The sequence below is a fragment of the Mycobacterium colombiense genome, assembly GCF_003284975.1.
GTDB classification, from domain to species: domain Bacteria; phylum Actinomycetota; class Actinomycetes; order Mycobacteriales; family Mycobacteriaceae; genus Mycobacterium; species Mycobacterium europaeum_A.
In genome coordinates, this window is sequence record NZ_QMEU01000003.1 from 41,715 (window position 1) to 66,705 (window position 24,991).

Here is a 24,991-nt window from a genome sequence, read left to right on the forward strand (position 1 = left end):
ACCGAACAACGATGGCCGAGTCAGAGGAGGGCGACGATGATCGCCTTGGAGTATCACGACAATTGTTGCGGCCTGGCCGACCCGCTCACTCCTCTCGCGGCGGCGGCCTTACCCGACGACGTGCCCAGTTCGTCGGCGGGCGCGGCGTCGAGGGGCGACGGCGCGCAGACCCACACGGTGTTCGACGGTCACCGTCCGGATTTCTGGACGGTCGGCAGGCCGGGCCTGCGGGACATCGAGGTGTGCATCGAAGGAACCCGCGCCGACGGCGCGATCAGCCTGGGTCTGGTGGTCAACGGCCTGGACTGCAGTGGTGTTCCGATCGACCAGGCGCTTTCGCTCGCAGACGCCCGGGGGGATGCGGGCGTCTGCGGCGTTAGCTGCCGGGGAGGCGGACACCTCAAAGCCAGTTAGCAAACGGCGCAAGGCGTTTCGCCATGCCGTCGTCGCCGTTCTGTGTCAGGGGGTATCGGTCACGGCGGCGGCGGAATCCACCGCTTGCCGTCCGTGGTCCAACCGCAGGGCAGGTAGTTCCAGTGTGCCGGCGGATTGGGGTCGAAACTCAGGCACTTCGGTGCGTAGAACGAAGGCGCGGGCGGGGGAGGCGGCGCCGGTTGGTTCTCGGCGCTGGCGGTAGCCCCGCTGAACAGCACGGCCCCAGCGGCCATCAGTGTCGCGACTAGCTTCCGCATCGCAGGCTCGGCAGATCCCATGCCCCAACGAAGCGACGGGCGCTACGCTTCTTCCCTCACACGCACGTTATAGATGCTAGTCCTCTTCTCCGGCTTTCGGGCGGAACTCGAATGGTGACTGCCGACCAATTGGCGGCGGCTGGGCCAACGGCCGGACGGCCGGCGGGCCACATGCGCCGCAGTGCCCGGTTCCGGCGCGCCTCCCCCGGTGGGCGCCCGCGGAGAAGCGCTAGACACTAGACAACGTGGATGAACGCAAGCTGGACACCGCGCCACAACGAAAAGTACGATCGTGTTCTGTTCGTCTACTTGTTGAGCGGGGATTTTCTTGCGGCACAAAGCCGTGCAAGCAGGAGCATTGCAATGAGGTCTCTGGAGGGGAGCTCGCCGTCAGTGTTTGCGGCGTGCGCTTGTGGAATCGCTTTGCGCCGCCCGGGTCACGCCCCGGTGCCGGCCGGTCACTTCACCCGGGGACGGCCCTTCCTCGCCGCGTTCATCGCCGAGCAGACCCGTCAAGGTAGCTGGCGCGCAATCGAAGTCATCGCGGATACCCATAATCGCCGCGTCGAGTCATACCTGCAGCGTCGACGGCATCGCCCGTGGCGCAACAGGGGATCCTAACCATTCGAGGTTGACCCTTTCATGTCGTGACCGGCGTTGCGCTACTACGACGGTGACGATTATTGCAATGGCCGAAGAACGGCCGTAGCCACGTCGCAGGGTTCCTGGTCACGGTCTGCGGTTTAGCGAATCGCTGTGCGACACAACAACTGATGTCATAGCTCCCGCCGCCCGCGCCCGATCCGATCGGTGTTGCAGCCCTGCTAGGGGAATGCGCATCGGGCCGCACGAGGCCAGAGGCACGAAATAATTTTTCGGCTCAGTTGACGGTGCGGCGGCCGGTGCATGGCACGCATGGAACGACTGTTGCACCGAAAAAAGGTTGGATAACAATGGATTTCGGATTCCTACCGCCGGAGGTCAACTCCGGCAGGATGTACGTCGGCCCCGGCGCCGGCCCGATGCTGGCCGCCGCGGCGGCGTGGGATGGGGTGGCCGCCCAGCTGCACTCCGCGGCGGCGTCGTACGAGTCGGTGATCGCGAGCCTGACCGGTGATTGGCGTGGCCTCTCGTCGGGCATGATGGCGGCGGCGGCAGCACCGTATGTCGCGTGGATGAGCGTGACCGCCGCCGAAGCCGAGCAGGCCGCCGATCAGGCGCGAGTGGCGGTGGCCGCCTATGAAGCCGCGTTCGCTGCGACCGTGCCGCCCCCGATCGTCGCCGCCAACCGTGCGCGGCTTATGGCACTGATCGCGACCAACCTCCTCGGTCAAAACACTCCGGCGATCATGGCAACCGAGGCCGAGTACGCCGAGATGTGGGCCCAGGATGCCGCGGCGATGTACGGCTATGCCGGTTCCTCGGCGGCCGCCGCTCAGATGACGCCGTTCACCCAGGCGCCGCAGACCGCCAACCCGGCCGGGACGGCGGCACAAGCCGCTACCGTCGCCAACGCTGCCGGCGGGTCGGTCGTGACTCACACGCAATCGGCTTTACCACAACTGATTTCGGCCGTCCCGCAGTCGCTACAAAGTCTGGCGGCGCCCGCAGCCGCCGATCCCCCGTCGCTGCTGTCGGCGTTGGACTCGGCCCTCACGGGCCCGTTGGGACCCGTCTCGCTGTTCGGCATCGGCGGCAGTCCATACCTACTGGGCGTCGAAAACTATCTGGTGCCCCAGAACGTGGCGAACGTGAACAGCGCGAGGCAGCGCCTCGACAGGGACAGATCGAAGCTCGGGTCGCTGGGCGGAGGCCTCGGTTCCGAGACGCGGGTGGTGCGTTCGACGTTCCCGACCGGCGGCGCAATGCCCACGGGTCGCGCCGGTGTGGTCGGGCGTTTGTCGGTGCCACCGGGATGGGCCGCGGCCGCGCCGGAGATCCGGTCGGTGGCTGCGGTGTTGCCGCAGGCGGATCTCGCCGGCGCTCCGGCGGCCCTCACCGCAGAGGGACCGGGGTCGTTGTTCGGCAACGTGGCCGCATCCGGTCTGACCGGCCGCGCCGTGGCCGTGGCCGGTGGTGGTTATGCCCGCGGAATGGGCTGTGCGAGTGGCGCATTGGGGCGCGTTGCGACCACTGCCACGATCATCGTCATCAACGCCGACGACCCGCGGGAGTAGCCGGCGCCGGCATCGCACCCCTGAACTGGGCGCGAAGAATGAAGGAGCAGCAATGGATTTCGCAGCACTGCCGCCGGAGCTCAACTCCGGTCGCATGTACGCCGGGCCCGGCTCGGCATCAATGTTGGCCGCCGCGTCGGCGTGGGATGGGTTGGCCGCCCAGCTGCACGGTGCGGCGGCATCGTACGAGGCGGTGATTTCCAACCTGGCCAGCGGTTGGCAGGGTCCGTCGTCGGCGGCGATGGCGGCTGCGGTTGCACCCTATGTGGAGTGGATGAGCGCCACTGCCGCGCAGGCCGAGCAGGCCGCCTCGCGGGCCAGGGCGGCAACGGCCGCCTACGAGACCGCGTTCATGGCGACGGTGCCGCCGGTGGCGGTCGCGGAGAACCGCAGCCGCCTGGCGGCACTGATGGCGGCCAATGTGCTGGGCCAGAACGCCGCTGCGATCGCGGCCACGGAAGCGGAGTACGGGCAGATGTGGGCGCAAGACGCCGCGGCGATGTATGGCTATGCCGGATCCTCGGCGGCCGCCGTGCAGATGACGCCGTTCAACTCGGCGCCGCAGACCACTAATCCCGGGGGAACGGTCGGTCAATCGGGTGCCGTCGCCAGCGCCGCCGGCGCCGCGCCCGCCCACGCGCAAGCCGCCTTGTCGCACCTGATGTCGACGACCCCGCGCACAATGCAAAGCCTCGCAGCGCCGACCGCATCTCCGGCAGCGGATCCGTCGTCGTTGGCGACGTGGCTGAACAGCTTGAATTCCACACCGCTGGCGAAGATCGCCGCGAACGTCGAGTTCATCACCAAAGCCATTCGCCCGGTGAACGACACGTTGCTCAGCCTGAGCTTGGGCCTGGTGGTCACGGCACGGACCTGGAGCGACACGGCGGTCGACCTGGAAGGACCGCTGTTCGCCGCGCTCGGCTCGAGCACGCAGGCGGCCGGTACGGCCGGCGCGTCCGCCGTATCCGCGAGCGTCGGCGGTGCGGGTCTGGCAGGAGCGTTATCCGTACCGCCGAGCTGGGCGGTGGCCGCCCCGGGGGTCAAATTGGCCGCCACCGTGCTGGAGTGCACCAGCGTGGGTGCCGCGCCGACGGTCGCGGCGAGCACGGGTGGTCTCGCCAGCGAAATGGTCCTGGCGGGTTTGGCCGGAAGCGCCCTGGGCGGCGCGCTGCCCCGCGGACTCACCGGAGCCGCCCTGCGGGGGGTGGGCCGCCGCCCGTCGGGCGACGACGCCGAAACGCCGGACAAGCTGAAGACCGTCCTCGCGGAACTCCAGCAGGCGCCCGAGGCGGTTCAGCACTGGCACACCGATAAGGCGCACCTGGAAAGCCTGTTGGACCAGCTGGCCAAGAAGCCGGGCGTCCATGCCGTGCATCTGTCCTCTGCCGAGGCGTCGAGAGCCACACCGCCTCGGGCCACCTGGGGGTAGCGCAAGGTGGGCTTGGCCTGTGGCGCCGCTAGGCGGCGCTGTGGCGGTGCCACGGTGCGTGCGTCGACGCCTTCCTCAACTCACGGCGGCCGGCCGACAGGTGAGACACCGAGGCCAGGGCCACGTCGCCGCCTCGCGCGCGACGCACGGCGTTGCGACGGATCCACCAGGCGGCAGCCATGGCCACGACGGTCAGTGCCAGCGCCGCCACGATCACAACGTCGCCCAAGGCGAGCAACAAGATAAAGCCAGCGATGAGCCAAAGTGTTTCGGCAATCGCGTGGCGGGCGCCCGAGCCGGTAGCGGTCTGCATGTCGGCCTCGCTAAGTGTGCATGGCCACCGTTCGATCAGTGGCTAGTTCCTGCAACACCTGGACGATCGGAAGGTTGCCCGATCGGGCGACGACGTGACCCAACTCACCACCCGGCTCACGCCGTCGAGGCGCCGGCGCGATTCTGGTTTGCCAACGCGGCAAGTCCCAAGCCGAGAAACAGCGCTGCGCCGCCTCCGGTGATGAGGGCACCGGCCGGCGGCAGCGTCTGACGTTGGATGCCGCGCAGCGCCGCGATGACGTCCAGGGCGTCGGTGAGCAGCCCAAGTTGTAGTGCGCGGGTGCGCAACCGCGGAGAGGCATCCGTGACGGCGAGGGCCAGCGTCAGTTCGCGCGACCCGAACAGCTGGGTGGTGAAGGGCTGCTGCTCGGCGCCGGCCAGCCCAAACAGGCGAGCGGCCTTGACTGGAACCGCCCAGGCGGTCACGCCGGTGGCGAAGCGCAGTGCGGCGAATGTCGGGATGAGGGCGCTGTTCGGTGTGATGGTCATAGGGCCATCCTCTTGCGCCGTGCCGCCGTTTCATACCCCTCGCCGGATTGAGCATGACAGTGGCGGCCCGTCACACATGTGCGGGTGCCCCCGGCAGGATTCGAAACTGCCCGGCTGATGGGTCGGTGTCCAGCATGAACCTCCAACTACCAGGCAATAAGTGCCGAAGGAAGTCTGGCCACGTTGGACAAATTTGACGGCGAAGGACAGGCAGATAGCCAACAGATCGCCACATGCAAGAGGAAATTGTTAACTGCCAGGCAAAACGAACCGGCACGGATGGGGCCATATCCCCAAGCGTCCCGGCGGCAAGTATCAAGCAAGCTCACCGACGCCGACCGCGACCGGATTCACGATCACGTGCGCGAGGTGTTCGGCGGGGTTGATCGGCTGTACGGGGAAGGCTGCGATCAGCTCCCCGTTGGCTGCGACGAGGATGGCTACTACTGCCGTACTTACAGCGACGGCAGCGCGGTCTATTCGAGTGCCTCTCCGGCTAAACAGTTCCACCGCCTAAGGCGCACGTGTACTCCGGCGACTTGGGGCTGGAGGATGCACCGGAGCCCGGCACCGAGGTCATCGTCCATTGGCCACCGCATCTGCGCTGAAGGTCGCTAGTCCTGTTACTTTTGGCGTCGGAAACGGGACGCCCAAAGCAACAACTCCAGGCAGCGACGATTGTTCGTGGTGAACTCAAGAAAAGCCATCCGATGTGTATCGGGCTGACCGACCCGGCCGAGGCGTCGTGACCGCCCCCTGGTGCGCTCTGGTGTCGCCGTGACCACGTCCTCACGGCATGCGATTGTGTGGGGCCGATTCAATGCACGGTCACGAACTCATACATCTCTGCGAGACGCGCAGAGGACGTGATGCGCGATAAGCGTTCCGCAGCGAGCCACGATTCGCACCTTTGCGCCGGAGGACGATTGCATGACGAAAAGACTTTGAGGCGGCATCACCGTCGGGCAGAATCGTTTACTCGTCACACCCCCCCGAGCCGAAAAGAAACCTGTCGGCGATCGCGTGCTCGTTCCGGATCGACATCTCCTGAGCGGTGTTTAGCCACAGTCCCGAGAAACCTGCCGAGTGCATGCCGGCGTGGATAGCCCCGATGTTTCTCAAATCCTGTGACGGCAGCTCACCCCAGCCGTCGTGGTCCTCCCATCGCTCGAAGACTTGCCATTGCGTCTCGGGCACCTCGCCGGGCGCAAAATGCTCAAGAGAGAACATTTCGAACGTGCACCGATTCGGGTCTTCGGCGTCGGGCAACATGCGGTATCCCAGCAGGCAGGACTTCTCGACCAGGATCACCATGGTCGGAAACACATGCCAGTCGCCGTTCCCCGCGAAGTATTGCTCCATCGACATCCGCGGGAAGTCAACGCCTTCGGCGCGGGCGAGTTCCTCGCACATCTGGTGGTACAGAACAAACGGTGGGACGTCGCCGGGCTCCATCGCGGCCAGCTTTTGCGCGGCCCGGTAGTCTCGCTCGGTGACCAGCGACCCGACCTCGAGGTATTGGTATTTCATCGAATTCGCGAACACCTCTGGTCGCGCCGCCTGCTCCCGGCGACCTTTGTCGCGGCCGGCATGCTCGGGACGCTGCGTGTAGACGAACCGCGAGTGGTTCTTATAGGTGATGGTCGGGGTGTAGGGAGCGTAGACGTATTCTTGCGGCGCTGCGGGCTCCGCAGACGGCCGCGGGCCTTGCGCCGATCGCATCGTCTGCGGATGGGTCCCAGGCGTGTGATAGCCCTCGATGAAAGCGTCGATGACGGTCTTGTAGTTCGCCGGCAGGAACGTGCGCTTGCGCCAGCGGTAGCGCATGTCCTGCAACCGAAATGGGGCCAGCGCGGTCGGCAGGGGGTCCAGCCACTCGAGCAGACCCGGCGGGTCCTCGGCCATGCTCACGAACACCCAGCCACCCCACGTCCCGGCGGCGACGGGACGCAGGCCCCACTGCTGGCGCGGACGCGGTGCGAATTCGTCGCGACATGGGACGAAGGAGGACCGGCCGTCCAATTCGTAACGCCAGCCATGGAATTCGCAGCGCAGCTCTTTGTTGGCCGAGCAACCGCTGCCGCGGACGACCTTCATGCCGCGGTGGGCACAGGTGTTGTGGAATGCCTTGATGCTGCCGTCCTTCTGGCGCACCACGGCGATGGACTGCCGGCCGATCGTGTACTCGTAGAAGCAGCCGGCGTCCGGTACTTCCTCTTCGCGACACGCGGGCTGCCACACCCGGGTGAACAATCGCTCCAGCTCGAGGTTCAGGAATTCCGGGTCGATGTACCGGCTCTTGGGCACGAAAGTCTCACCGCAGGCGAACTTTTGTGGCACCCGCTCGGTGGCAAGCTCGGTCATTGTCGCACTTTTCGTCGGTTCAGCTGGACGGTGGCTTGTCAAAGATGTTGGGATACAGCACCGCTTCCTTGAACGACGTCTCGATCTCGGCGAATGCGGTCGGGATGTCCCACGTCCCCGACGCCGACACGATCTCGCGTTCGACGACCGGATTGGACATCAGGCTGATCCGCCCGTTCCCGGCGAAGATCACGCGCCGGTTGAGCCAGTCGGACTGCTCGCTGGCCAGATACACGACCGGCGGCACGCAATTCTTCGGCGAAAGGCGAACGTTCGAGTCCGAGTAGTCCATGCTGCCGCCGCCCTTGATGCCCTGCGTCATCCGGGTGCCCGCGATCGGCGCAACGGCGTTGCAGCGCACCCCGTAGTTGCGCAGCGCGTTGGCGCACGAGAAGGTCAGGCCGACGATGCCCATCTTGGCCGCGGCGTAGTTCGGCTGGCTCGGCGCGCCCTGCAAGCCCGACATGGATGTGAAGTTGATCAGCCGGTACTGCCCGCCCCGGTTCTCCCGCCACCAGGCCGCCGCGTGGCGCGTGACGTTGAACGTCCCTTTGAGGTGCACCGACACCACCGCGTCCCAGTCCTGCTCGCTCATCTTGAAGACCATGCCGTCCCGGAGGATCCCCGCGGCGTTCACCACGACGTCCAGGCCGCCGAGCGTCTCGGCGGCGTGGCCGATGAGATCCGCGCATGCGGCGAAGTCGGTGATGTCGGTGGTATCGGCGAATGCCTTGCCGCCACGGCTCGTTATGGTCGCCGCGACGCTTTCGGCCGGACCGGAGTCGTGTCCGGTCCCGTCGACGCTGACGCCCGCATCGGAGACCAGGACCGTCGCGCCCTCGGCGGCCAGGCCCTCGGCCACCGCGGCGCCGATTCCCCGCCCGGCGCCGGTTACCAGCGCGGTACGTCCGTCAAGCACACCCATGGTCAGTCAACTCCCATCCCGTCTGGCTAGCATACAGAACAGACACACAAAATCTGTATAGCTGTTTAGTTCAGGCTACTCGAACCCCCACTCGGCATAGCGGCGTTCGAGTTCGGCCATCGCCTCCCGGCCGCCACGGGCACCGCGTTCCTTCATGAAGTTGAACTCGTCGTCGCGCCACATAAGGTTGCTGAATACCGTGTGGCCCATCGGAACCCAGTCCCCGAACTGCGCCATCCCGACGGCGTGCCAGAACGCGATCAGGGCGTGCTTTCCCACCATCAGGCCGTCGGCGGAGTGGTGAGCGATGGCGCGGGCATACCGCAACGCTTCGTCGCGGAGCCGGTCGGCGGGGACCACGGACGCGGCCACCCCCCACTCCCGCAGCTCGGTTGCGGTCACCTTGCGGCCGGTGATCATCGCCTCGTAGCCGCGGTTGGGCCCCAGCTTGAGCAGCGCGAGCGGCATGGCCGTGGAGAACCCGGCGAACCCGATGCGCGCCTGGGGGCGGGCGAGGTACATGTCATCGGAGGCGACGAGGATGTCGGCGGCCAGGGCGAGATTCACCCCGGCGCCCAGCGTGGCTCCCTGGCAGCCGGCGATCACCGTCTTCGGGAACTCCAGCCAATTGGTGAGGTGCCGGTGCAGGCGTCGGGCGTTGCCCAGGCGCGCGGTCTGCGGCAATCGCGCGCCCTTGCGCAGCCCCGCTTCCTCCACCGGGAGTCGGCGCACGTCGTCTCCGCTGCAGAAATCCTTGCCCTCGGCCAGCAATACGACGACCTTGACCTGGTCGTCGTCTTCGGCGCGGTCGAGGCGCTCCTTGAAGAGGCGATGCATGCCGGGCGACAGGATGGCGTTGCGCCGTTCGGGCCGGTTGATAGTGATCTGCGCGACGTGCGGTTCGACGATCTCGTAGCGGACCCAGTCCTCATCGACGTCGAATTCGCCGTCAGCGGCGGCGTCGTTGCCCATCCGCGCTCCTTCCCGCGCTGGCAGTACACAAGTACACTAGTCGATCAACTGTCACATCGGGTGATACGGTCGGCGAATGCCAACATTCACGGTCACCAAGCGGCTCGCCGCGCCACCGGACGCGGTGTGGGCCGTTCTCGCCGACTTCGGCAACGTCGACTGGATCCCCGGACCCAGCGATGTCAGGGTCGACGGTGAAGGGCCCGGCATGCGGCGGTTCATCGCCGCGAGCACGGAGAAGCCGGTCATCGAGACCCTGATCTGGATCAAGCCCGACGAGCGCGCGCTGTCGTACGAGATCGCCAACAATCCGATGCCGGTCAGCCGCTTCGTGGCGGTGAACACCGTGACCGGGAGCCCGGACGCCGCGGAGGAATCAATCGTGGTCTGGGACATCGACTACGAGCCCATCGGTGATGATGCCGCCGCACGCGGTGCCATGGAGTCCGTTTACGGCTTGATGGCGGGCTGGGTGCAAGACTTCGCCCAAGCGAGTCGATCCCAATAGAACACTTAGACAGAAAATGTCTAATGGTTTAGGATTGTTCGAGTGATTGATCCTCTCGATCTGGTACTGATCAGCGTCGACGACCACACCGTGGAACCACCCGACATGTTCGTCGGCCGGGTGCCCAGCCGCTTCGCCGAGGACGCGCCGCGCATCGTCGAGGACGCCGACGGCGTGTGTTTCTGGGTGTACGACGGCCTGCAGCTGCCGAACATCGGGCTCAATGCCGTCGTGGGCCGGCCCAACGACGAATGGGGATTCGAGCCGTCACGGTTCAGCGACATGCGGGCCGGGTGTTACGACGTGGACGCCCGAGTGAACGACATGGACGCCTCCGGTGTCCTTGCGTCACTGTGTTTCCCGTCGTTCCCGACCATCTCGGGCGCGCTGTTCACCTACCGCGGCGACCGCGACGTGTCCGAGGCGATGGTGCGCGCCTACAACGACTGGCACATCGAGGACTGGTGCGGCCGGCATCCCGACCGGTTCATCCCGATGGGGATCCTGCCCTTGTGGGACCCAGCCCTGGCCGCGGCCGAAGTGCGGCGGCTGGCGGGGCGCGGCTGTCGCGCGGTCACAGCGCCGCAGCACATCGGAAGTTACGGGCAGCCGCCCTGGCAGGATTCGCACTGGGATCCGCTGTGGGAGGCGATTTGTGAAGAGAACACGGTGGTGAACATCCACATCGGCACGGGGGGCGGGTTGCCCGTGCCGTCGGACCTGACGACCTATCTGGCCTACAACTCGATGCTGCCGATCGATACCCAGCGTTTCGTGGCCGACCTGTTGTTCTCGCCGATCGTGCGGAAGTTTTCGTCCATCAAGTTCTCGCTGTCGGAAGGCGGCATCGGGTGGATTCCGTTCCTGCTGGAGCGCTTTGAGGACATCTACTCGCGCCAGCGAGCCTGGACGGGGGACGACCTGGGTGACGGACTGAGCCCGAGCGACGTGTATCGCCGCAACTTCATGTCGTGCTTCATCCGCGACCGGGTCGGCATCGAGATGCGGGATCGCATCGGGGTGGAGACCATCTGCTGGGAGATGGACTACCCGCATTCGGACAGCAGCTGGCCGGACGCGCCCGAGCAACTCGCCGCCCAGTTGGAGGGCTGCACACCCGACGAGGTCGAGGCGATCACTTGGCGCAATGCGGCCCGCGCCTTCGGCTACACCGGCGTCGAGCGACGGGGCAGGGAACACTGCACCGTCGCGGCGCTGCGGGAAAGAATCGCCGGTCTGGATCTGTCGGCGCCGAAGGTGGACGCCGGCCGCGCGCCCAGGGCGGGCGCTACCGCGATCACCTACGGCGACATGAAGGTACGGATGGCGTCGATCCTTCGCGGTGGGGCGTGACCGAACCGGATTACGGGGTCGTCCTCACCGAGGCCGATCGACGGTTTCGTGACGAGGTTCGCGCCTTCCTGGCATCGGCTCTCACGGCCGACATCCGCGGCTCCGCTCGCGCCGAGGCCGACCGGCTGCAGCGAATGCGCCTGTGGCAGAGCCGGCTTCACGACGCCGGTTTGGCAGCGATCTCCTGGCCCGTGCAATTCGGCGGTCGCGGCGCCACCCCGGTGCAGCAGCTCGTCTTCAACGCCGAAATGGCCGCAGCGCATGCGCCGGAGCCCATCAACCGCAGCGCCGTCAATCAGCTCGGGCCCACCATCATTCAGTGGGGTACCGACGAGCAACGCCACCGCTATCTGCCGAAAATCCTTTCGGGCGAACAAGTGTGGTGTCAGGGCTTCAGCGAGCCCGACGCGGGCAGTGATCTCGCCGCTCTGAAGACCAGGGCCGAACTGTGCGACGACGAGTTGGTCATCACCGGCCAGAAGATCTGGACGTCCAAGGCGCAGTATGCCGACTGGATGTATATCCTGGCGCGCACCGATCCGACGGCGGAAAAGCACCGAGGAATCAGTTACATCCTTGTGCCGCTGACCGCGAGCGGAATCGAGGTGCGCCCGATCCGCCAGATCACCGGGCAGGCCGAGTTCAACGAGGTGTTCTTCGATTCGGTGCGGGTGCCGCTCGCGAACGTGCTCGGGCCACTGCACGGCGGTTGGCAGGTGGCGAAGTCCACGCTGGGCTACGAGCGGGTGGGCCAAAGCCGCACCCATCGCATCGAACGGCGGCTGGGAATCCTGGTCCGGATGGCACAAGAACAGGGGGCGCTGGGGCACGAAGGCTGCGACGACGGTTACGCGGCCGATCGGATAGTTGGGTTCGCCGCGCGAGTAGAGGCGTTACGTCAAATTGCCGCCCAGGCAACGGCTGCCGGCGTCCGCGGTGTCAGTCCCGGACCCGAAGCGTCGGTGGCCAAGCTCATGACCTCGGAGGTCGACCAAGCCATGGCCGACTTCGGCCTCGACCTCGCCGGACCGGGGGGCACCCTGGAGCGCGGCTCGGTGGGGGCGACGAAGAACGGCAACGTCGCACAGAGCTACCTGCTGATGCGGGCCGCGACATTCGGCGCGGGCACATCGGAGATCCAGCGCAACGTCATCGCCGAGAAACTGCTGGGGTTGCCCCGTGACCCCTGACGGTGTGACGTCGTTGAGCGAAATCGCAGACAGCGCAGAGGAACTCGCCCGGCTTCGCGCGACGGCCGACGATATCCTAAGAAGGGTGTGGACGCCTCAGGCGTGTCGGGCCTTGCTCGACAGCCCGGGCGCGGTGTTCGACCGCCAGCTGTGGCAGACCGTCACCGACGCGGGTTGGGCCGACGTCTTGGTCAGCGAGACCGTCGGCGGGGGAGGGGGCGGCCTGCGCGAACTGTGCGTCTTCGCCGAGGCCGCCGGCGCCGCGTCGGCACCCGTCCCGCTCACCGCGGCGGCGGTCGCCGGGTGGTGCGAGGACCGCTGCGCCGAGGGCGTCAGCCTGTTGCTACTCGAGCGCGGTGAGCGTGCCGCGACGGGCGTCTCGGGGATATGGCAGCTCGTGCCGTACGGCGCGGTCGCGACCAGGCTGCTGGTCTGTGCGGGCACGGGGGACGCCACGGTTCTTGGCTCGGTCAAAGCCACCACGCCGGGGGTGCTCTGCGAACCGGTGACCCCGCTCGACCACAACCCGGCAGCGCGAATCACGTTGAACAATGCGCCCATTCGAGTCATCGAGTCGGGCGAGGGTGCCGGACGTCGCCACCGCGAGGCGGCCCTGCGGAATTGCGTTGCTCAGGTGGCCGAACTGGTCGGCATCGCGGCGGCCGCCAATGCCGCCGCAACCGAGTACGCAAAGCTCCGCGTGGCCTTCGGCCGCCCGATCGGCGCCTTCCAAGCGATCAAACACCGCCTGGTCGACCAGCGATGCGCGATCGAAGTGGGGCGTGCGCTCGTCAACCGGGCTGCCGACGCCTGCCAGCAGCAGCATCCAGACGCCCCGGCGCTGGTATCCCTCGCCGCCTACTGGGGCATCGACGCGCTACGGGCGGTGCCGGCAGGCGCGACCCAGGTGTTCGGCGGAATCGCTTACACCTGGGAGCACGACGCGCACATCTACCTGCGCCGCGCGGCGAGCGCGGCGGCGAGCCTCGGGCCCCGCGCCTACCACCGCGATGTGGTCACGCGCTGGCTGATCGCGCGCCATCCCGCCGGCGACGCAGGACCGAGCGGGAAATGACCGTCGTCGGTCACGCGACATTTTTGTCCGGCGTCCGGGTTCTCCAACTCGGCGATGGGATCGCCGGTTCGGCGGCCGTGGCGCTGCTGGCTGACCTCGGAGCCGACGCTACCAAGGTGGCGGGTCGTGCAGCGCCCGCCCGAGTGGGGCCGGTGATCGCCGCTGCGGCCGGTCCCGTGGCGGCCATCGACCTCACCCTTGATCGGCGCAAGCAAATACTCGAACCGGGCCGATATGCACCGGCATTCGGCAACGAATACGACATCGTGATCGTCGACCACGGCGTTGCCGTCACACCACCCACAGCCGAGGGCGCGGTCGTCGTTATGGTCACCCCGTTCGGCCTCTACGGGCCGCGGTCGTCGCAACCCGGCGGCGAGCTCGTCGCCCAGGCCGCCGGTGGCATGCTCGCCACGATCGAGGGGGCCGACGGAGCGCCCGTACCGGCACCGGGCTATGTGGCTCTGAAGGCGGCCGGCGCGGTCACGGCGCTGGCGGCATTGCATGGCCTCGACCGGCGCAATCTCGGCCGCGGGTCGATGCTCGTCGACGTGTCGGTGCAGGAGGCGGTCGCATTCACCGCGGCCCTTCCGGAATGCGCCCACGTGCTGTACGGGTGCCCCGGACGGGCGGGCAGCGGGCGTTATCTCGCGCCGTCGGGGCTCTTTCCCTGCCGCGACGGCATGGTCCGCATCACCGCGGTCGAGAACCACCAGTGGCGGGGTTTACTTGCGGCGCTGGATCATCCGGCATGGGCCCGCGGTCTCGACGAACGCCAGGCTCGCATCGACCACGCCGATCTGATCAACCGACACGTAACGGCATGGGCGGCAACGCACGACAAGGAGGAGTGCGCGGCAACACTCCAGGCTCACGGCGTGCCATCGACGCCGGTGAATGCCGCCGAGGAGATCCTGACATCACCGCAATTCGCCTTTCGCGGAACTCTTTCGACGACGCAGCTCGGCGGCGTCGACCTCGCGGTGCTTGACTCGCCATGGCTCACCGACGTCGGACGACGGTCGGATCGCCGTCGCACCGGCCGCCTCAGTGACTTGCGGGTCGCCGAATTGACCCACGTCTTGGCCGGGCCCATCATTGGTGCGCTGCTCGGCGCGATGGGTGCCAAGGTGTTGCGGCTCGAAGACCCTCAGCGCCTCGACATATATCGGCGCACGGGCCCCTTCGCCCGGGGCGAGCCCGGCGTCGACCGCGGTGCGTATTTCGCGGTTGCCAATCACTCCAAGCAGAGCCTGTTGATCGACCCCGCACGCACCGTGGACGACGTCGCGATGGCGCTGTCCGACGCCGACGTTCTCATCGAAAACGTCGGCAACGCTCGGCTCGCCAGACTGGAGGTGGACCCGGCCGAGAGGGCCGATTCGGGGATGCTGGTTCTTCGGGTCTCAGGCTTCGGCTCGGAGGGTCCCATGGCCGGATATCGGGTCTACGCCAACAATGTTCAGGCCTATGGCGGGTTGGCTGGCCTGACCGTCGGACCCGATGGGGCACCGGCGCGACTCGGCACCGTGATCGCCGACCCGCTGTCCTCGGTCGTAGCGGCCGCCGTGGTCGCGGCGTGGGCCGTCGGCCCGTCGCGTGACACCGGCGCCGTCATCGACCTCTCCATGGCCGAGGTGGTCGCGTCCACCGTGGCCGAGTTCGTCGCCGCAGCCGCCGCTCCGGGTGGCTGTGACGTCGGCGATTGCGCACATCGCGGCGTCTATCGCGCCGCCGACGGACGTTGGGTCGCCGTCGAGATCGCGGAGCCCGATGAGTGGGAACGCCTGACGGAATTCACTGCGGTAAAACCTCATTCGCGGCATCCCGCGGTGGTGGAGAAGCTGGCGGATATGGTTGCCGCCGCGTCGGCCGACGATGTCGCGGCACGTCTGAGCGCGTCGAGTTTGCGCGCCGCGCCGGTGCAACGGGCCGAGGACCTGGTTGTAGATCCACATCTGGCGATCCGCGAATTCTTTCCCGAGATCGCCCACCCGGACCCGGACATCGGTACCGCCCGCCTTGTGGGGTTGCCATGGCGATTCGCCGGTCAAGGGCCCGTTCGGCTCATGCCGCCGCCGGCCCTGGGCAATGCGAACGCGCACGAAGGAGGCATGACCAATGTCCGCTGATCGTCCCGCTACCGTGTGGGCCTCGACTTTCGTTCCCGGGAAGTCACCCATCCCCGGGTACGGTGAGAACGGTTACAGCGTCGCCTGGGTCGACACCCGCGACGGGCGGCTGCAAGTGTTGGTGTCCGGGCCTCGTCCGGCCCCCGGCGCCGTCGGCCGCGTCATCGAGAAGACGCTGGGGGACAACACCATCGTTCTGTTCGAGTCGGAACCAGCATGACAGACACGTACGTCGCCGGTATCGGCATCACACCGTTCGGTAAACACCCCGACAGTGCGCTGGCGACGCTCGGCTTCGAGGCCGCCGAGGCGGCACTCGCTGACGCTGGTCTCGGCTATGACGCCATCGGCGAGGTCTTCTGCTCGTCGTCGATGGCACCGCCGCAGACCGGGCTTAAGGTCGCGCATGCGTTGGGACGCAGCGGAATCCCGGTGACCGCGATCGAGAGCGCTTCGGCGGGTGGGATGGTCGCCCTGCGGCACGCTGTGTGGGCGGTGGCCTCTGGCCGCTGCGAGGCCGCGTTGGCGATCGGCTATGAGAAGACGACCGCGCTCGAACCCGGGGGTGTGGTGCCGGCGGCCGTCGATTTCTGGGACCGGTTTCCGCCGCAGATCCACTACGCGATCGAGGCGAATCGCTTTCTGTACGAGGCGAACTGTGCGCCGGATGTTATCGGTGCCGTCGCCGCTAAGTCGTACAACCAGGCGCGCATGAATCCGCTGGCGGCTCGGCGCAACGACCACGAGGTGACCGTTGAACAGGTGATGTCGTCGCGGATGATCGCCGAGCCGCTAACCAAGATGATGTGTCACGCCTCGGTCGACGGCGGCGCCGCGATCGTCGTGACGTCCGGACAACGCGCGCGGTCCGTGGCTATCAACGCCATCGAGCAGACGAGTTGGCCCCGCGACCCGGGCTGGCCGCTGGCCGGTCCGTGCGTCGGTCCGCCGTCGCAAATCGCGCTCACCGCTTCGCGCGCGTTCGGCGCGGCGCAGGCGGCGCCGCGCGACGTCGGGGTGGTCTCCCTGCATGACATGTGCGCCAGCGAGGAGGTCACTGCGCTGATCGCGCTCGGCCTCGTCGACGTCAATGACGCCGCCGAACTGGTTCTGTCCGGCGGGTTGGGATCGAAGGGCCGGCTACCGACCAACACCGACGGGGGGTGTCTTGCTCGCGGGCACGCGTTCGGTGCGACGGGACTGGCACAAGTCGCCGAGGTGGTGAACCAGCTTCGCGGAGAGGCGGATTCGCGGCAGGCCGCCGATCCCCGGGTCGGGCTCGCCCAGGCGATGGGCGGCGGTGGGTCCTGCGTGGTGGCCGTACTGGGTCGATGACTCGGCCCTTAGCCGGGGTCTCCGTAAGACCGGCCGAGAAAGCGTTCGACGACGGCGCGTTCGTCGGCGGGGTCCTTCAGCGGCCACCACCACAGCGCCAGGAACGCCCGGATAAGCCATTGGGCGGCAAGTGGATCTGCATTGTCGGATCCGAGCATGTCATAGGCGAGTGCGGTAACAGCGGGGGAGTTCGTGAGCCACTCGCTGCGCGGCACCGTCGGTGCGGTCTGCATGAGCTGGGCCAACGGATCAGAGCGCATGCGCTGCAAAGCCAGGATGGTGGCCGTCACCACTCGTTCGCGGCCGGTCAGGTTTTTGATGGCCTCGCGCACGGTATCGACGACGCGGCTTGCCTGGAGGGCGACCACCGCGTCCTTGATGGCCGCCTTTCCGCCGGCGTGCCGGTAAATCGTTGCCGGTGAGCAGTGGACCGCTTCTGCGAGGCTCTCGATGGTGAACTCGTCATATCCGACGTGCGAGATGAGATCGGCGGCGGCCGCACATATCCGTTCGGCGGCTGCACTGCGGCGATCCCGGCCCACCAGCCAGTCGTTCTGTGCCATGCAACCCTTCCGTACAGCCAACAGAAACTTCCCTCAGGCTGAGAATTATCGGTGACAATTCTCAGGCTAACGCGCTGGTCCTCCGGCGCAAGGGGTTTGGGGTGCATGAACGGCGCGGCGGGAGGCTTATCAACCTTTCCTCGCCCTATTGACCGCGCCGACGGTCACCTTCAGCCTGGGTCTATGGCGGTCTTGAGCGACCCGGTCGATTTCTTCGGTGCCGAGGCTTTGCAGGATCCGTATCCCATGTATGACCGGATGCGCGCGACGGCTCCGGTGCATCGCATCGCCGATTCCGACTTCTATGCCGTGTGTGGCTGGGACGCGTTGATCGAGGCGGTCACTCGGGTCGAGGACTTTTCGTCCAATCTCACGGCAACCATGATTTTCCGCGAGGACGGCAGCATCGCAGCGTTGCCGATGATGGAGGCGGGAAGCCCCACCCACGCCCTGGCCACGGCCGATGATCCGGCGCACGCGCTGCACCGCAAGATCTTGCTCCCACACCTGTCCGCGCGCCGGGTGCGGATCATCGAGGAATTCGCTGCGGAGGCCGCCGAGCTCCTATGGGAGGAGAACCTGCACCAAGGACGCATCGAATGGATGGGCGCGGTGGCGAACCGGCTCCCGATGATGGTGGTCGCAAAATTGCTGGGCCTGCCCCATACCGATGTCGACAAACTGATCCGGCTGGGTTACGCCACCACCACCCTGCTCGACGGCGTCGTCACCGAGGCGCAGCTAACGGAGGCCGGGGTTGCGGCGTTCGAACTGTCCGCGTACGTCATGGAACATTTCGACAAGGCGGATACCGCGGACAAATCCGGGCTGATACCGGACATGGCCGCCCGCTACGCCTCCGGCGAGGTGGACCAGGCCGTGGCGATGGGCATCATGCTCACGCTGTTCAGTGCCGCCGGCGAGTCGACCGCCTCGTTGTTGGGCAGTGCGGCATGGATTCTCGCTGACCGCCCCGAGGTCCAACAGCGGATTCGCGAAAGCCCGGAATTACTGGGCAATTTCATCGAAGAAACACTGCGCTACGAGCCGCCGTTTCGTGGCCACTACCGCCATGTGTGGCGCGACACCACACTCGGTGGGGTCCAAGTGCCAGGAAATGCGCATCTGCTTCTTTTATGGGGAGCGGCCAACCGCGATCCCGAGCACTTCGAGTCGCCCGACGAATTTTGTCTCGATCGCAGCAACGCGAAAGGGCATGTGACGTTCGGCAAGGGCGTGCACTTCTGCGTCGGGGCCGCCCTGGCCCGGTTGGAGGCTCAGATCGTGTTCAAAATGCTTCTGGAGCGCACCACCTGGATCGACGCGTGTGACGTCGGAGATTGGCTGCCCAGCATCCTGGTTCGGCGACGGAAGCGTCTGGAGCTGGCCGCCCGGTAGCGGCCTACCACGCGGGCGTCAGCGGCCGAGCAACCGGGCCAGGGGCGTCAGCGGGTACACGCCGCCGGCGCGGTTGAGAACCGGTTCCAGTAAACGCATTTGTCGCATGATGCGGCGGTGGAACAGCCGAATGAGTTCGGCATCCATGTTGTCGGGTGCGCGCAACACGAATGCCTCCAGCGCCTCATCCCCTGTGCGCCAGTCAGGGTATCGGGAGCCGAGCAGGCGTTCGACGTCGTCGAGGTTTTCGGATTCGATTGCGGGACCGTGCCGGCACACGCCGGCAACGTAGCGCGCGGTCTGCGCGGTTTGATGCCGGCGGAAGCGCTCACTCTCGGTCTCGGCGGTTAATTCCTCAATGATGGGTGCCAACGCGTCGACGAGGCCGCTCTGGCGCACATCTGCCGCCTGCGGGAGTCGGTAATCGTCGAGGGCGACGCCCTCGACCGCGGCCATTGCTTCGACTGCGTTGAGCGAGCATTGTGCAAACCACTCCTCATATTGCAGCAAGTCGCTCATCGGAAAAGGGTTGTGCAAGATCATCACCAACGAGAGAGGCGTGGTGAGCGAGAACTGCGCGGTGTGGAACTCGACCACCGGCAGGTCCAGTTCTACGCCGGAAACCTCCTCGTAGCGCCGGAACGCGCGCCCGAGGTCGCCGAAGGGCTCGGAGATGTCGCGCAGGCGCAGCCCTGCGAGGTCGTGGGCGGTGTCGCCAAGGTAGGCCAGTTCGACGTCGAGCAGTCCGGTCACGTGCCCATCGGCGAACATGAACTGTCCGGGATCGCCCAGGACGAAGCGAGGGTCGAACCGATGCGTGGGAACGTGGCGGCGGATCCAGCCGATGCCGAATTCCAGAAACGGCTCCGGGCGCTTTTTGGCAGACCGGTACCGCGCGACGGAATCCTCGAAGCTCGACAACGCATGCTGCTCACGGCTTTCGGGCAACTTAAGTCCGACGGCAGAGAACTCACCCGGATCCAGCCGATGGATCCGCGCAAGGATTTCCATGTATTCGTCGATGACCGAGTTGCGTTCCGCTGCACTCTGTGAGGTTGACAGATTGGTGGCGCCGGGCAGGCGATCCATCACGATGGCCGGTGGTGCGTCAATCCGGCCGTGAATGTGTGGAACCGGGATGCCTTGCTTCTGCAGGGCTCCAAGTATGTCCGCTTCTCGATGGGTGGACAACGAGAACTCCATGCCCTCGCGGTCGCCACGCACATACAGCGACATGATCGTGCCGTCGCGTTCGACGTCGGCGAACCATGCCGGACGCCAACGTGGTTGGCGCTCGAAGGCGCGCACGGGTCCGAGGTGACTCTCGAGCCAACTTCGTACCGCGTCATCGGGTGTCATGTTATCGGGGAGGTCAGAAGCCCATTTTCAGCGCGGCACCGGCGTCGATGAACATCTGCAGCCCGGTGACGTATCGCGATTCGTCGGAGGCGAGGTAGACCACGGCGTGCGAGATGTCCTCGGGTTGCACCCAGGGCACCGGCATCGCCTGGAGCATCGGGTAGATGACGAAGGCCTCGTCGTGCGTCGGAGCCTCCAGGTCGGGCCGAAACGTCTTGTACATCATCGGGTTGTTCATCATCGCGGTGTTGACGTTCGTCGGGTGCACGGCGTTGACGCGTATCTGGCGCGCCGCCAGCGTCATCGCCATCGATTTGACCCAGTCGCGGACGAATTTCTTAGCCAGACCGTAGCCGAGCCCACCGGGGCCCGCGTTGCCGCCACCGTTGAACATGTCGTGTTGGGAAACCAGTCCGGCGATCGAGCCGGTGGCGATGATCGACGCACCGGTGTCCAGATGGTCGAACGCGGCGTTGACGGTGTTGACAACGCCGAGAAAGTTCACGTCGAGCACGTCGCGGAACGCCGGATACCCTTTGTGCTCTCCGTGCGGGCAGATGCCGGCGTTGGCGACGACGACATGCAGCCCGCCCAATTGGGCGACGCCGTCGTCGATCGCCTTCTTCAGGGCCGCGCGGTCCCGCACGTCGGCCACCGCGGTGACCACGCGCCGGCCCGCCTTCTCCACCAACTTCGCCGTCTCGTCGAGGTCGCTCTTGCGTGCCATCGGGTAGTCGTTGGTCCCGATGTCGTCGCAGATATCCACGGCGATGATGTCGGCACCCTCGTCGGCGAGATGAGCTGCGTGACTGCGTCCTTGACCGCGCGCGGCGCCCGTGACGACCGCTACTTTGCCGCTGACTCGATTCATCTGCTTACTCCGTTGGTTGGAACTTAAGAGGGCTCTCGATCACGCGATGGTTCCGCTGTCCTTGAGGGCGATGATGTCGTCCCAGTCCTTGCCCAGTTCGAGCAAGAGCGCCTCGGTATGTTCGGCGAACTCCGGTGTTGGGCCGAGAGCAAACGGCGTCTGATCGAAAAGCACGGGGCTCGAGACTAACTCGAGGGCACCGCCGCTGCCTTGGATGGGCGCGATAACACCGTTTGCCCTCACCTGCTCGTCAGCCACAACATCCATCGTGTTCTGTACGGGCGCCCACTGCCCTTCGAAACCGGCCAGCGCTTTGCGCCAGTGCTCGAGGGTTTTGCTTCCGAGCACCTCGCGCAGGATCGCAGTTGCCTGCGCCGCGTTGCGGGTTAGCAGCTCATGGCTGGCAAAGCGTTCGTCGGTGGCAAGCTCGGGGAGCCCGACCCGCGCACAGAAGTCCGCCCAATAGCGGAAACCTTGCATCATCGACAATCCCATATACCGCCCGTCACCGGTGCGGTAGAAGCCCACCAGCGGATTGTGCGGGGCGACGTTGGCGCCGGCGGCGTTTGCCTGCCACGGCTCTCCGGAGATCAGCGCGGCGTTGACTGCCACCCCCATCGCCCACACCCCCACTCCGAGGAGCGACACATCCACGACCTTGGCCTCACCGGTCCGATCACGAGCGAACAGCGCCGCCGCGATTCCGCCAGCAATTGTCATGCCGCCCAGAGAATCTCCGTACGCCGGGCCGGGTTGTGCGACAACGCCGCCCATATCGGGCGGGGTGACGCTTGCCGCGCTACCGCCTCGGCTCCAGAAGCCGGTCATGTCGTAGCCACCGATGCCGGCCTCGTCGCCGAGCGTTCCGTATGCGCTGCCCCGCACATAGACGATGTCGGGGTTCGCAGTCCGCAAGTCATCGACGTCGATCCGCAGTTTGGCACGGGCGTCGGGCAAGAAGTTGGTCAGGAACACGTCGCTTGTGCGCGCAATGTCCATCAGCAATTCATGACCGGCCGGTGTCGAGATATCCAGGGCGATAGATCGTTTGCCGCGGTTCGCGTGCTCCATGACGGGGTTGCGGTCGCCGGCGATCTGCACGTTGCCGAGCTGACGTAGGCCCCGCTGGGCATCGCCGGTGCGCGGATGTTCGATTTTGAGTACGTCGGCGCCCCAGTCCGCCAGCACCGCGCCGGCGGCCGGAACGAACGTCCACTGGGCAACCTCGAGGACGCGTACGCCCGCCATGGGTCCGCTCATGGGCATGCCCCTCAGCGGTAGTCGAGCACAACAGGCAGGTGGTCGTGCGTGTGCACCAGCGTCGACACGCGAGGCACTCGGTTGCCGACCACGTGAATCCCCTTGGCGCGCCGCGCCACTTCCTCCAGCAGCAGACGAGCTTCGCGTCGAGCCAGGGCGGCGCCCATGCAGAAGTGCTCGCCGACCCCGAAGCCGAGGTGATTGGCGGCGTCCTGGCGGTGGATGTCGAACTGTTCGGCGGTCGGGCCCCAGTGCTCCTGATCGCGGTTCGCGGACGCATAGGCGAGCAGCACCCCGTCGCCTTCCTTGACCTCCGCACCGCGCAGACGAACGTCGCGGGCCGCCTGCCGGGCCATGCTCATCACCGGCGTCCAGTAACGCAGCACCTCCTCGACGGCGTTGCCGCTGAGGCCCGGATCGGCGAACAACACCGCCGATTGGTCGGGATGTGTGTCGAGGCAATCGGCGATTCCCGCGATCAGGCTCTGCGTCGTCTCACTGCCGGCGGCGAGCAAGGTGAGCGCGTAGATCATCACCTGCATGTCGTCGAAGGGCTCCCCGTCAACGGCCACCTGGGAGAGCATCGTGAGCAGATCGTCCTGAGGATGCTCCTTGCGTTCGGCGACGAGGCTCATCAGATAGGGCCCGATGTGTTCGAAGATGAACGCGTAGTCCTCGTCGCTCGCGGCCCCACCACCGACGTTGGCGATCGTGGTCGCCCAGCCGGCGACCTTGGGCCAGTCTTCCTCGGGCACTCCCAGCAGGTAGGCGAACACATACACGGGGATGGGCTCGGCGACCCGTTGAATCCAGTCGAATTCACCGTTCGGCAGGTCGTCGAGCACATCGTTGACGACCTGGCGTACCCGGGCCTCCATCTTGGCGACCGCGGCCGGTGTGAACCGCACGCCGACAGCCTTGCGATGCACTCGGTGCACCGGCGGATCCATGAACATGATGCCGCGGTTGCCGTATCCCTGAGGGTCGCGGCCCTCCCGGTGCGCGATCAGATCCATCATGATCCCAATGCGCTCCGACTTGAACCGCTCGGGTCGAGCCGAGATACCCTTAATGTCTTCATACTTGGTGATGACCCAGAACTGGCCCTCCTCGTACCAATGCACGGGATCGTGTTCGCGCAACTGCGCGAATGTGGCGTTCGGGTCGCCGAGGTAGAACGCCGGCTCGTCGAAGCGGGCCGCTGTGATCGTCACCATAACACTGAACAATAGAACATCAACTGTTAATCTGCGAGTAGCTTCCGCCCGGGCCGGACTGCGGCGCGGCGTTGGCAGAAGAACAAAATCTGTTTTATTGTTGCACGGTGAGCGTCGGGTTGTCCCACCTTCGGGTATGCGACCTCGGCGGTCAACTGGCCGGCGCCGGGGCGACGAAGATCCTGGCCGCCTTCGGTGCCGAGGTCATCCGAGTCGAAGACCCCGCAACGCGTGGGATGTGGGACGCGCTGCGCGGCGTCGGCCCATTCGTCGACGAGCGCCGGGGCGTGAATCTGGGCGCCGGCTTCAACAACCACAACGTGGGCAAGCTCGGGGTGACCATCAACCTGCGTCACGAGGCCGGCAAGCAGCTGCTGCGTGAGCTGATTGCCGTGTCTGACATCGTCTGTGAGAATTTCGCCGCCGGCGTGCTGGACAGGATGGGTTTCGGCTTCGACCAGCTGCGCCGGATCAAGCCCGACATCATCTACGTCTCCAACTGCGGCTTCGGACATAGCGGCCCCTACCGCCATTTCAAGACCTGGGGTCCCATCGTTCAGGCGCTGAGCGGGTTGACCTTCACCGCCGGGCTGCCCGACCGTGAGCCCGCGGGATGGGGCTACTCGTACATGGATCACGTCGCCGCCTACTACATGACGGTTGCGATCCTGGCGGCCCTGCATCAGCGCGAACGCACCGGCGAGGGCCAACACATCGACTTGGCCACGGTGCCTGCGGGCATCGCGATGCTGCCCACCGAGGTGCTGGACTGGACGGTCAACGAGCGGGCCGCGCGCCGGCCGGGATTCCCGGACGGTAACCACGCCGACTTCGGTGAGATGGCCCCGCATGGGATCTATCCGTGCCTGGGCGAGGACCGGTGGATCGCCATCGCCTGCCGCGACGACCGGGACGTCGCCCTGCTGTCCAAAGTCATCGACGAACCGCGATTGACAGACGACCGGTTCGCCACCCTGGAGCAGCGGTTGCTCGGCGCCGACGCACTCGACGCACTCGTCAGCGCCTGCACCCGGACCCGGGAAGCCTCCTCGCTGGCAGCCGAACTCAGTGCGGCCGGGGTCCCGGCGAGTGTCGTGAAGTCGCCCCGGGAACGGATCGACGAAGACCCGGACCTCGCAGAGTGGGGACTCTTTCCGACGGTGACGCACCCCGAGATCGGGACGGTGCGCGTCGAAGGGCTTCCCCTGCGAATGGCGGCCTCGCCGTGGAAATTTTCGCGGGCCGCGCCGTGTCTGGGGGAACACAACCGAGACGTGCTGGGCGGGCTGCTCGGGCGCAGTGATCAGGAGCTGGACGAATTGGCAAAGCGGGGTGTGATCTGAACG

Annotated in this window: 23 protein-coding genes; 12 read left to right on the top strand and 11 right to left on the bottom strand. The window is 66.5% G+C overall.

What is annotated here, in order from left to right:
* The first annotated feature begins 36 nt into the window (after positions 1 to 36).
* Complete coding sequence (locus DQP58_RS02030) at positions 37 to 414, top strand: hypothetical protein (RefSeq protein WP_112706838.1); 378 nt, start codon at positions 37 to 39, stop codon at positions 412 to 414.
* 59 nt (positions 415 to 473) lie between these two features.
* On the opposite strand, the gene DQP58_RS02035 is transcribed toward DQP58_RS02030, so the two are convergent.
* Positions 474 to 692, bottom strand: a complete 219-nt coding sequence (locus tag DQP58_RS02035; protein WP_112706839.1) for a hypothetical protein — start codon at positions 690 to 692, stop codon at positions 474 to 476.
* A gap of 953 nt (positions 693 to 1,645) precedes the next feature.
* Between DQP58_RS02035 and DQP58_RS02040 the strand changes: the two genes are divergently transcribed.
* On the top strand, positions 1,646 to 2,869 hold the full coding sequence (locus tag DQP58_RS02040) for a PPE family protein (protein ID WP_112706840.1): 1,224 nt from the start codon (positions 1,646 to 1,648) through the stop codon (positions 2,867 to 2,869).
* A 52-nt stretch (positions 2,870 to 2,921) separates the two neighbouring features.
* A complete protein-coding gene (locus DQP58_RS02045) occupies positions 2,922 to 4,301 on the top strand; it encodes a PPE family protein (protein WP_112706841.1) in 1,380 nt (459 codons plus the stop codon).
* 28 nt (positions 4,302 to 4,329) lie between these two features.
* Here DQP58_RS02045 and DQP58_RS02050 read toward each other — a convergent pair whose 3' ends face one another.
* The 5 genes from DQP58_RS02050 to DQP58_RS02070 form a co-directional block, all read right to left on the bottom strand.
* Positions 4,330 to 4,614 (bottom strand): hypothetical protein, encoded by a 285-nt coding sequence (locus DQP58_RS02050; protein WP_112706842.1) that lies wholly within the window; start codon positions 4,612 to 4,614, stop codon positions 4,330 to 4,332.
* Between the two features lie 116 nt (positions 4,615 to 4,730).
* Positions 4,731 to 5,123, bottom strand: a complete 393-nt coding sequence (locus tag DQP58_RS02055; protein ID WP_112706843.1) for a hypothetical protein — start codon at positions 5,121 to 5,123, stop codon at positions 4,731 to 4,733.
* Between the two features lie 975 nt (positions 5,124 to 6,098).
* Positions 6,099 to 7,487, bottom strand: coding sequence for an aromatic ring-hydroxylating oxygenase subunit alpha (locus DQP58_RS02060; protein ID WP_112706844.1), 1,389 nt, complete (start codon positions 7,485 to 7,487; stop codon positions 6,099 to 6,101).
* Positions 7,488 to 7,506: 19 nt separating this feature from the next.
* Complete coding sequence (locus DQP58_RS02065; RefSeq protein WP_112706845.1) at positions 7,507 to 8,412, bottom strand: SDR family NAD(P)-dependent oxidoreductase; 906 nt, start codon at positions 8,410 to 8,412, stop codon at positions 7,507 to 7,509.
* Between the two features lie 75 nt (positions 8,413 to 8,487).
* Positions 8,488 to 9,384 (bottom strand): enoyl-CoA hydratase/isomerase family protein, encoded by an 897-nt coding sequence (locus DQP58_RS02070; RefSeq protein WP_112706846.1) that lies wholly within the window; start codon positions 9,382 to 9,384, stop codon positions 8,488 to 8,490.
* 76 nt (positions 9,385 to 9,460) lie between these two features.
* On the opposite strand from DQP58_RS02070, the gene DQP58_RS02075 reads away from it, so the two are divergent.
* The 7 genes from DQP58_RS02075 to DQP58_RS02105 are packed head-to-tail and all read left to right on the top strand — an operon-like array spanning position 9,461 to position 16,977.
* On the top strand, positions 9,461 to 9,892 hold the full coding sequence (locus DQP58_RS02075; protein WP_112706847.1) for an SRPBCC family protein: 432 nt from the start codon (positions 9,461 to 9,463) through the stop codon (positions 9,890 to 9,892).
* Between the two features lie 42 nt (positions 9,893 to 9,934).
* Positions 9,935 to 11,245, top strand: coding sequence for an amidohydrolase family protein (locus DQP58_RS02080; protein WP_112706848.1), 1,311 nt, complete (start codon positions 9,935 to 9,937; stop codon positions 11,243 to 11,245).
* Positions 11,242 to 12,435: an acyl-CoA dehydrogenase family protein gene (locus DQP58_RS02085; RefSeq protein WP_112706849.1), complete on the top strand. Its 1,194-nt coding sequence runs from the start codon at positions 11,242 to 11,244 to the stop codon at positions 12,433 to 12,435. The genes DQP58_RS02080 and DQP58_RS02085 overlap by 4 nt, the downstream gene beginning before the upstream one ends.
* Positions 12,436 to 12,439: 4 nt before the next feature.
* Positions 12,440 to 13,510 carry an acyl-CoA dehydrogenase family protein gene (locus tag DQP58_RS02090; RefSeq protein ID WP_276310479.1) on the top strand — a complete coding sequence of 357 codons (1,071 nt, stop codon included), beginning with the start codon at positions 12,440 to 12,442 and terminating at the stop codon, positions 13,508 to 13,510.
* Positions 13,507 to 15,642, top strand: a complete 2,136-nt coding sequence (locus tag DQP58_RS02095) for a CoA transferase (RefSeq protein ID WP_112706851.1) — start codon at positions 13,507 to 13,509, stop codon at positions 15,640 to 15,642. Before DQP58_RS02090 ends, DQP58_RS02095 begins: the two co-directional genes overlap by 4 nt.
* Entirely contained in the window at positions 15,632 to 15,862 is a 231-nt protein-coding gene (locus tag DQP58_RS02100; RefSeq protein WP_112706852.1) for a hypothetical protein, read from the top strand. Before DQP58_RS02095 ends, DQP58_RS02100 begins: the two co-directional genes overlap by 11 nt.
* On the top strand, positions 15,859 to 16,977 hold the full coding sequence (locus DQP58_RS02105; protein WP_112706853.1) for a thiolase family protein: 1,119 nt from the start codon (positions 15,859 to 15,861) through the stop codon (positions 16,975 to 16,977). The genes DQP58_RS02100 and DQP58_RS02105 overlap by 4 nt, the downstream gene beginning before the upstream one ends.
* Positions 16,978 to 16,985: 8 nt before the next feature.
* Here DQP58_RS02105 and DQP58_RS02110 read toward each other — a convergent pair whose 3' ends face one another.
* Positions 16,986 to 17,540: a TetR/AcrR family transcriptional regulator gene (locus tag DQP58_RS02110; RefSeq protein ID WP_112706854.1), complete on the bottom strand. Its 555-nt coding sequence runs from the start codon at positions 17,538 to 17,540 to the stop codon at positions 16,986 to 16,988.
* Between the two features lie 183 nt (positions 17,541 to 17,723).
* Between DQP58_RS02110 and DQP58_RS02115 the strand changes: the two genes are divergently transcribed.
* Complete coding sequence (locus DQP58_RS02115) at positions 17,724 to 18,938, top strand: cytochrome P450 (RefSeq protein ID WP_112706855.1); 1,215 nt, start codon at positions 17,724 to 17,726, stop codon at positions 18,936 to 18,938.
* Between the two features lie 18 nt (positions 18,939 to 18,956).
* Here DQP58_RS02115 and DQP58_RS02120 read toward each other — a convergent pair whose 3' ends face one another.
* The 4 genes from DQP58_RS02120 to DQP58_RS02135 all read right to left on the bottom strand — a co-directional run bounded on the left by DQP58_RS02120 (position 18,957) and on the right by DQP58_RS02135 (position 23,645).
* A complete protein-coding gene (locus DQP58_RS02120) occupies positions 18,957 to 20,246 on the bottom strand; it encodes a phosphotransferase (RefSeq protein ID WP_240629523.1) in 1,290 nt (429 codons plus the stop codon).
* A 64-nt stretch (positions 20,247 to 20,310) separates the two neighbouring features.
* The gene (locus DQP58_RS02125) at positions 20,311 to 21,168 is read right to left on the bottom strand and encodes a mycofactocin-coupled SDR family oxidoreductase (protein WP_112706857.1); all 858 of its coding nucleotides are present in this window, start codon (positions 21,166 to 21,168) and stop codon (positions 20,311 to 20,313) included.
* A gap of 39 nt (positions 21,169 to 21,207) precedes the next feature.
* Positions 21,208 to 22,428 carry a CaiB/BaiF CoA transferase family protein gene (locus DQP58_RS02130; protein WP_112706858.1) on the bottom strand — a complete coding sequence of 407 codons (1,221 nt, stop codon included), beginning with the start codon at positions 22,426 to 22,428 and terminating at the stop codon, positions 21,208 to 21,210.
* Between the two features lie 11 nt (positions 22,429 to 22,439).
* Positions 22,440 to 23,645 carry a cytochrome P450 gene (locus DQP58_RS02135; protein ID WP_112706859.1) on the bottom strand — a complete coding sequence of 402 codons (1,206 nt, stop codon included), beginning with the start codon at positions 23,643 to 23,645 and terminating at the stop codon, positions 22,440 to 22,442.
* Between the two features lie 107 nt (positions 23,646 to 23,752).
* Here DQP58_RS02135 and DQP58_RS02140 point away from each other — a divergent pair, with 107 nt between their 5' ends.
* Entirely contained in the window at positions 23,753 to 24,988 is a 1,236-nt protein-coding gene (locus tag DQP58_RS02140; RefSeq protein WP_112706860.1) for a CaiB/BaiF CoA transferase family protein, read from the top strand.
* The last annotated feature ends 3 nt before the right edge of the window (positions 24,989 to 24,991 follow it).

Excerpts from the sequence above, each read along its gene's own strand:
- DQP58_RS02130 (WP_112706858.1), bottom strand. The coding sequence starts at position 22,428 with ATGAGCGGACCCATGGCGGGCGTACGCGTCCTCGAGGTTGCCCAGTGG.
- DQP58_RS02040 (WP_112706840.1), top strand. The coding sequence starts at position 1,646 with ATGGATTTCGGATTCCTACCGCCGGAGGTCAACTCCGGCAGGATGTAC.
- DQP58_RS02050 (WP_112706842.1), bottom strand. The coding sequence starts at position 4,614 with ATGCAGACCGCTACCGGCTCGGGCGCCCGCCACGCGATTGCCGAAACA.
- DQP58_RS02060 (WP_112706844.1), bottom strand. The coding sequence starts at position 7,487 with ATGACCGAGCTTGCCACCGAGCGGGTGCCACAAAAGTTCGCCTGCGGT.
- DQP58_RS02115 (WP_112706855.1), top strand. The coding sequence starts at position 17,724 with ATGGCGGTCTTGAGCGACCCGGTCGATTTCTTCGGTGCCGAGGCTTTG.
- DQP58_RS02065 (WP_112706845.1), bottom strand. The coding sequence starts at position 8,412 with ATGGGTGTGCTTGACGGACGTACCGCGCTGGTAACCGGCGCCGGGCGG.
- DQP58_RS02045 (WP_112706841.1), top strand. The coding sequence starts at position 2,922 with ATGGATTTCGCAGCACTGCCGCCGGAGCTCAACTCCGGTCGCATGTAC.
- DQP58_RS02135 (WP_112706859.1), bottom strand. The coding sequence starts at position 23,645 with ATGGTGACGATCACAGCGGCCCGCTTCGACGAGCCGGCGTTCTACCTC.
- DQP58_RS02095 (WP_112706851.1), top strand. The coding sequence starts at position 13,507 with ATGACCGTCGTCGGTCACGCGACATTTTTGTCCGGCGTCCGGGTTCTC.
- DQP58_RS02070 (WP_112706846.1), bottom strand. The coding sequence starts at position 9,384 with ATGGGCAACGACGCCGCCGCTGACGGCGAATTCGACGTCGATGAGGAC.
- DQP58_RS02055 (WP_112706843.1), bottom strand. The coding sequence starts at position 5,123 with ATGACCATCACACCGAACAGCGCCCTCATCCCGACATTCGCCGCACTG.
- DQP58_RS02035 (WP_112706839.1), bottom strand. The coding sequence starts at position 692 with ATGCGGAAGCTAGTCGCGACACTGATGGCCGCTGGGGCCGTGCTGTTC.
- DQP58_RS02110 (WP_112706854.1), bottom strand. The coding sequence starts at position 17,540 with ATGGCACAGAACGACTGGCTGGTGGGCCGGGATCGCCGCAGTGCAGCC.
- DQP58_RS02100 (WP_112706852.1), top strand. The coding sequence starts at position 15,632 with ATGTCCGCTGATCGTCCCGCTACCGTGTGGGCCTCGACTTTCGTTCCC.
- DQP58_RS02030 (WP_112706838.1), top strand. The coding sequence starts at position 37 with ATGATCGCCTTGGAGTATCACGACAATTGTTGCGGCCTGGCCGACCCG.
- DQP58_RS02125 (WP_112706857.1), bottom strand. The coding sequence starts at position 21,168 with ATGAATCGAGTCAGCGGCAAAGTAGCGGTCGTCACGGGCGCCGCGCGC.
- DQP58_RS02105 (WP_112706853.1), top strand. The coding sequence starts at position 15,859 with ATGACAGACACGTACGTCGCCGGTATCGGCATCACACCGTTCGGTAAA.
- DQP58_RS02075 (WP_112706847.1), top strand. The coding sequence starts at position 9,461 with ATGCCAACATTCACGGTCACCAAGCGGCTCGCCGCGCCACCGGACGCG.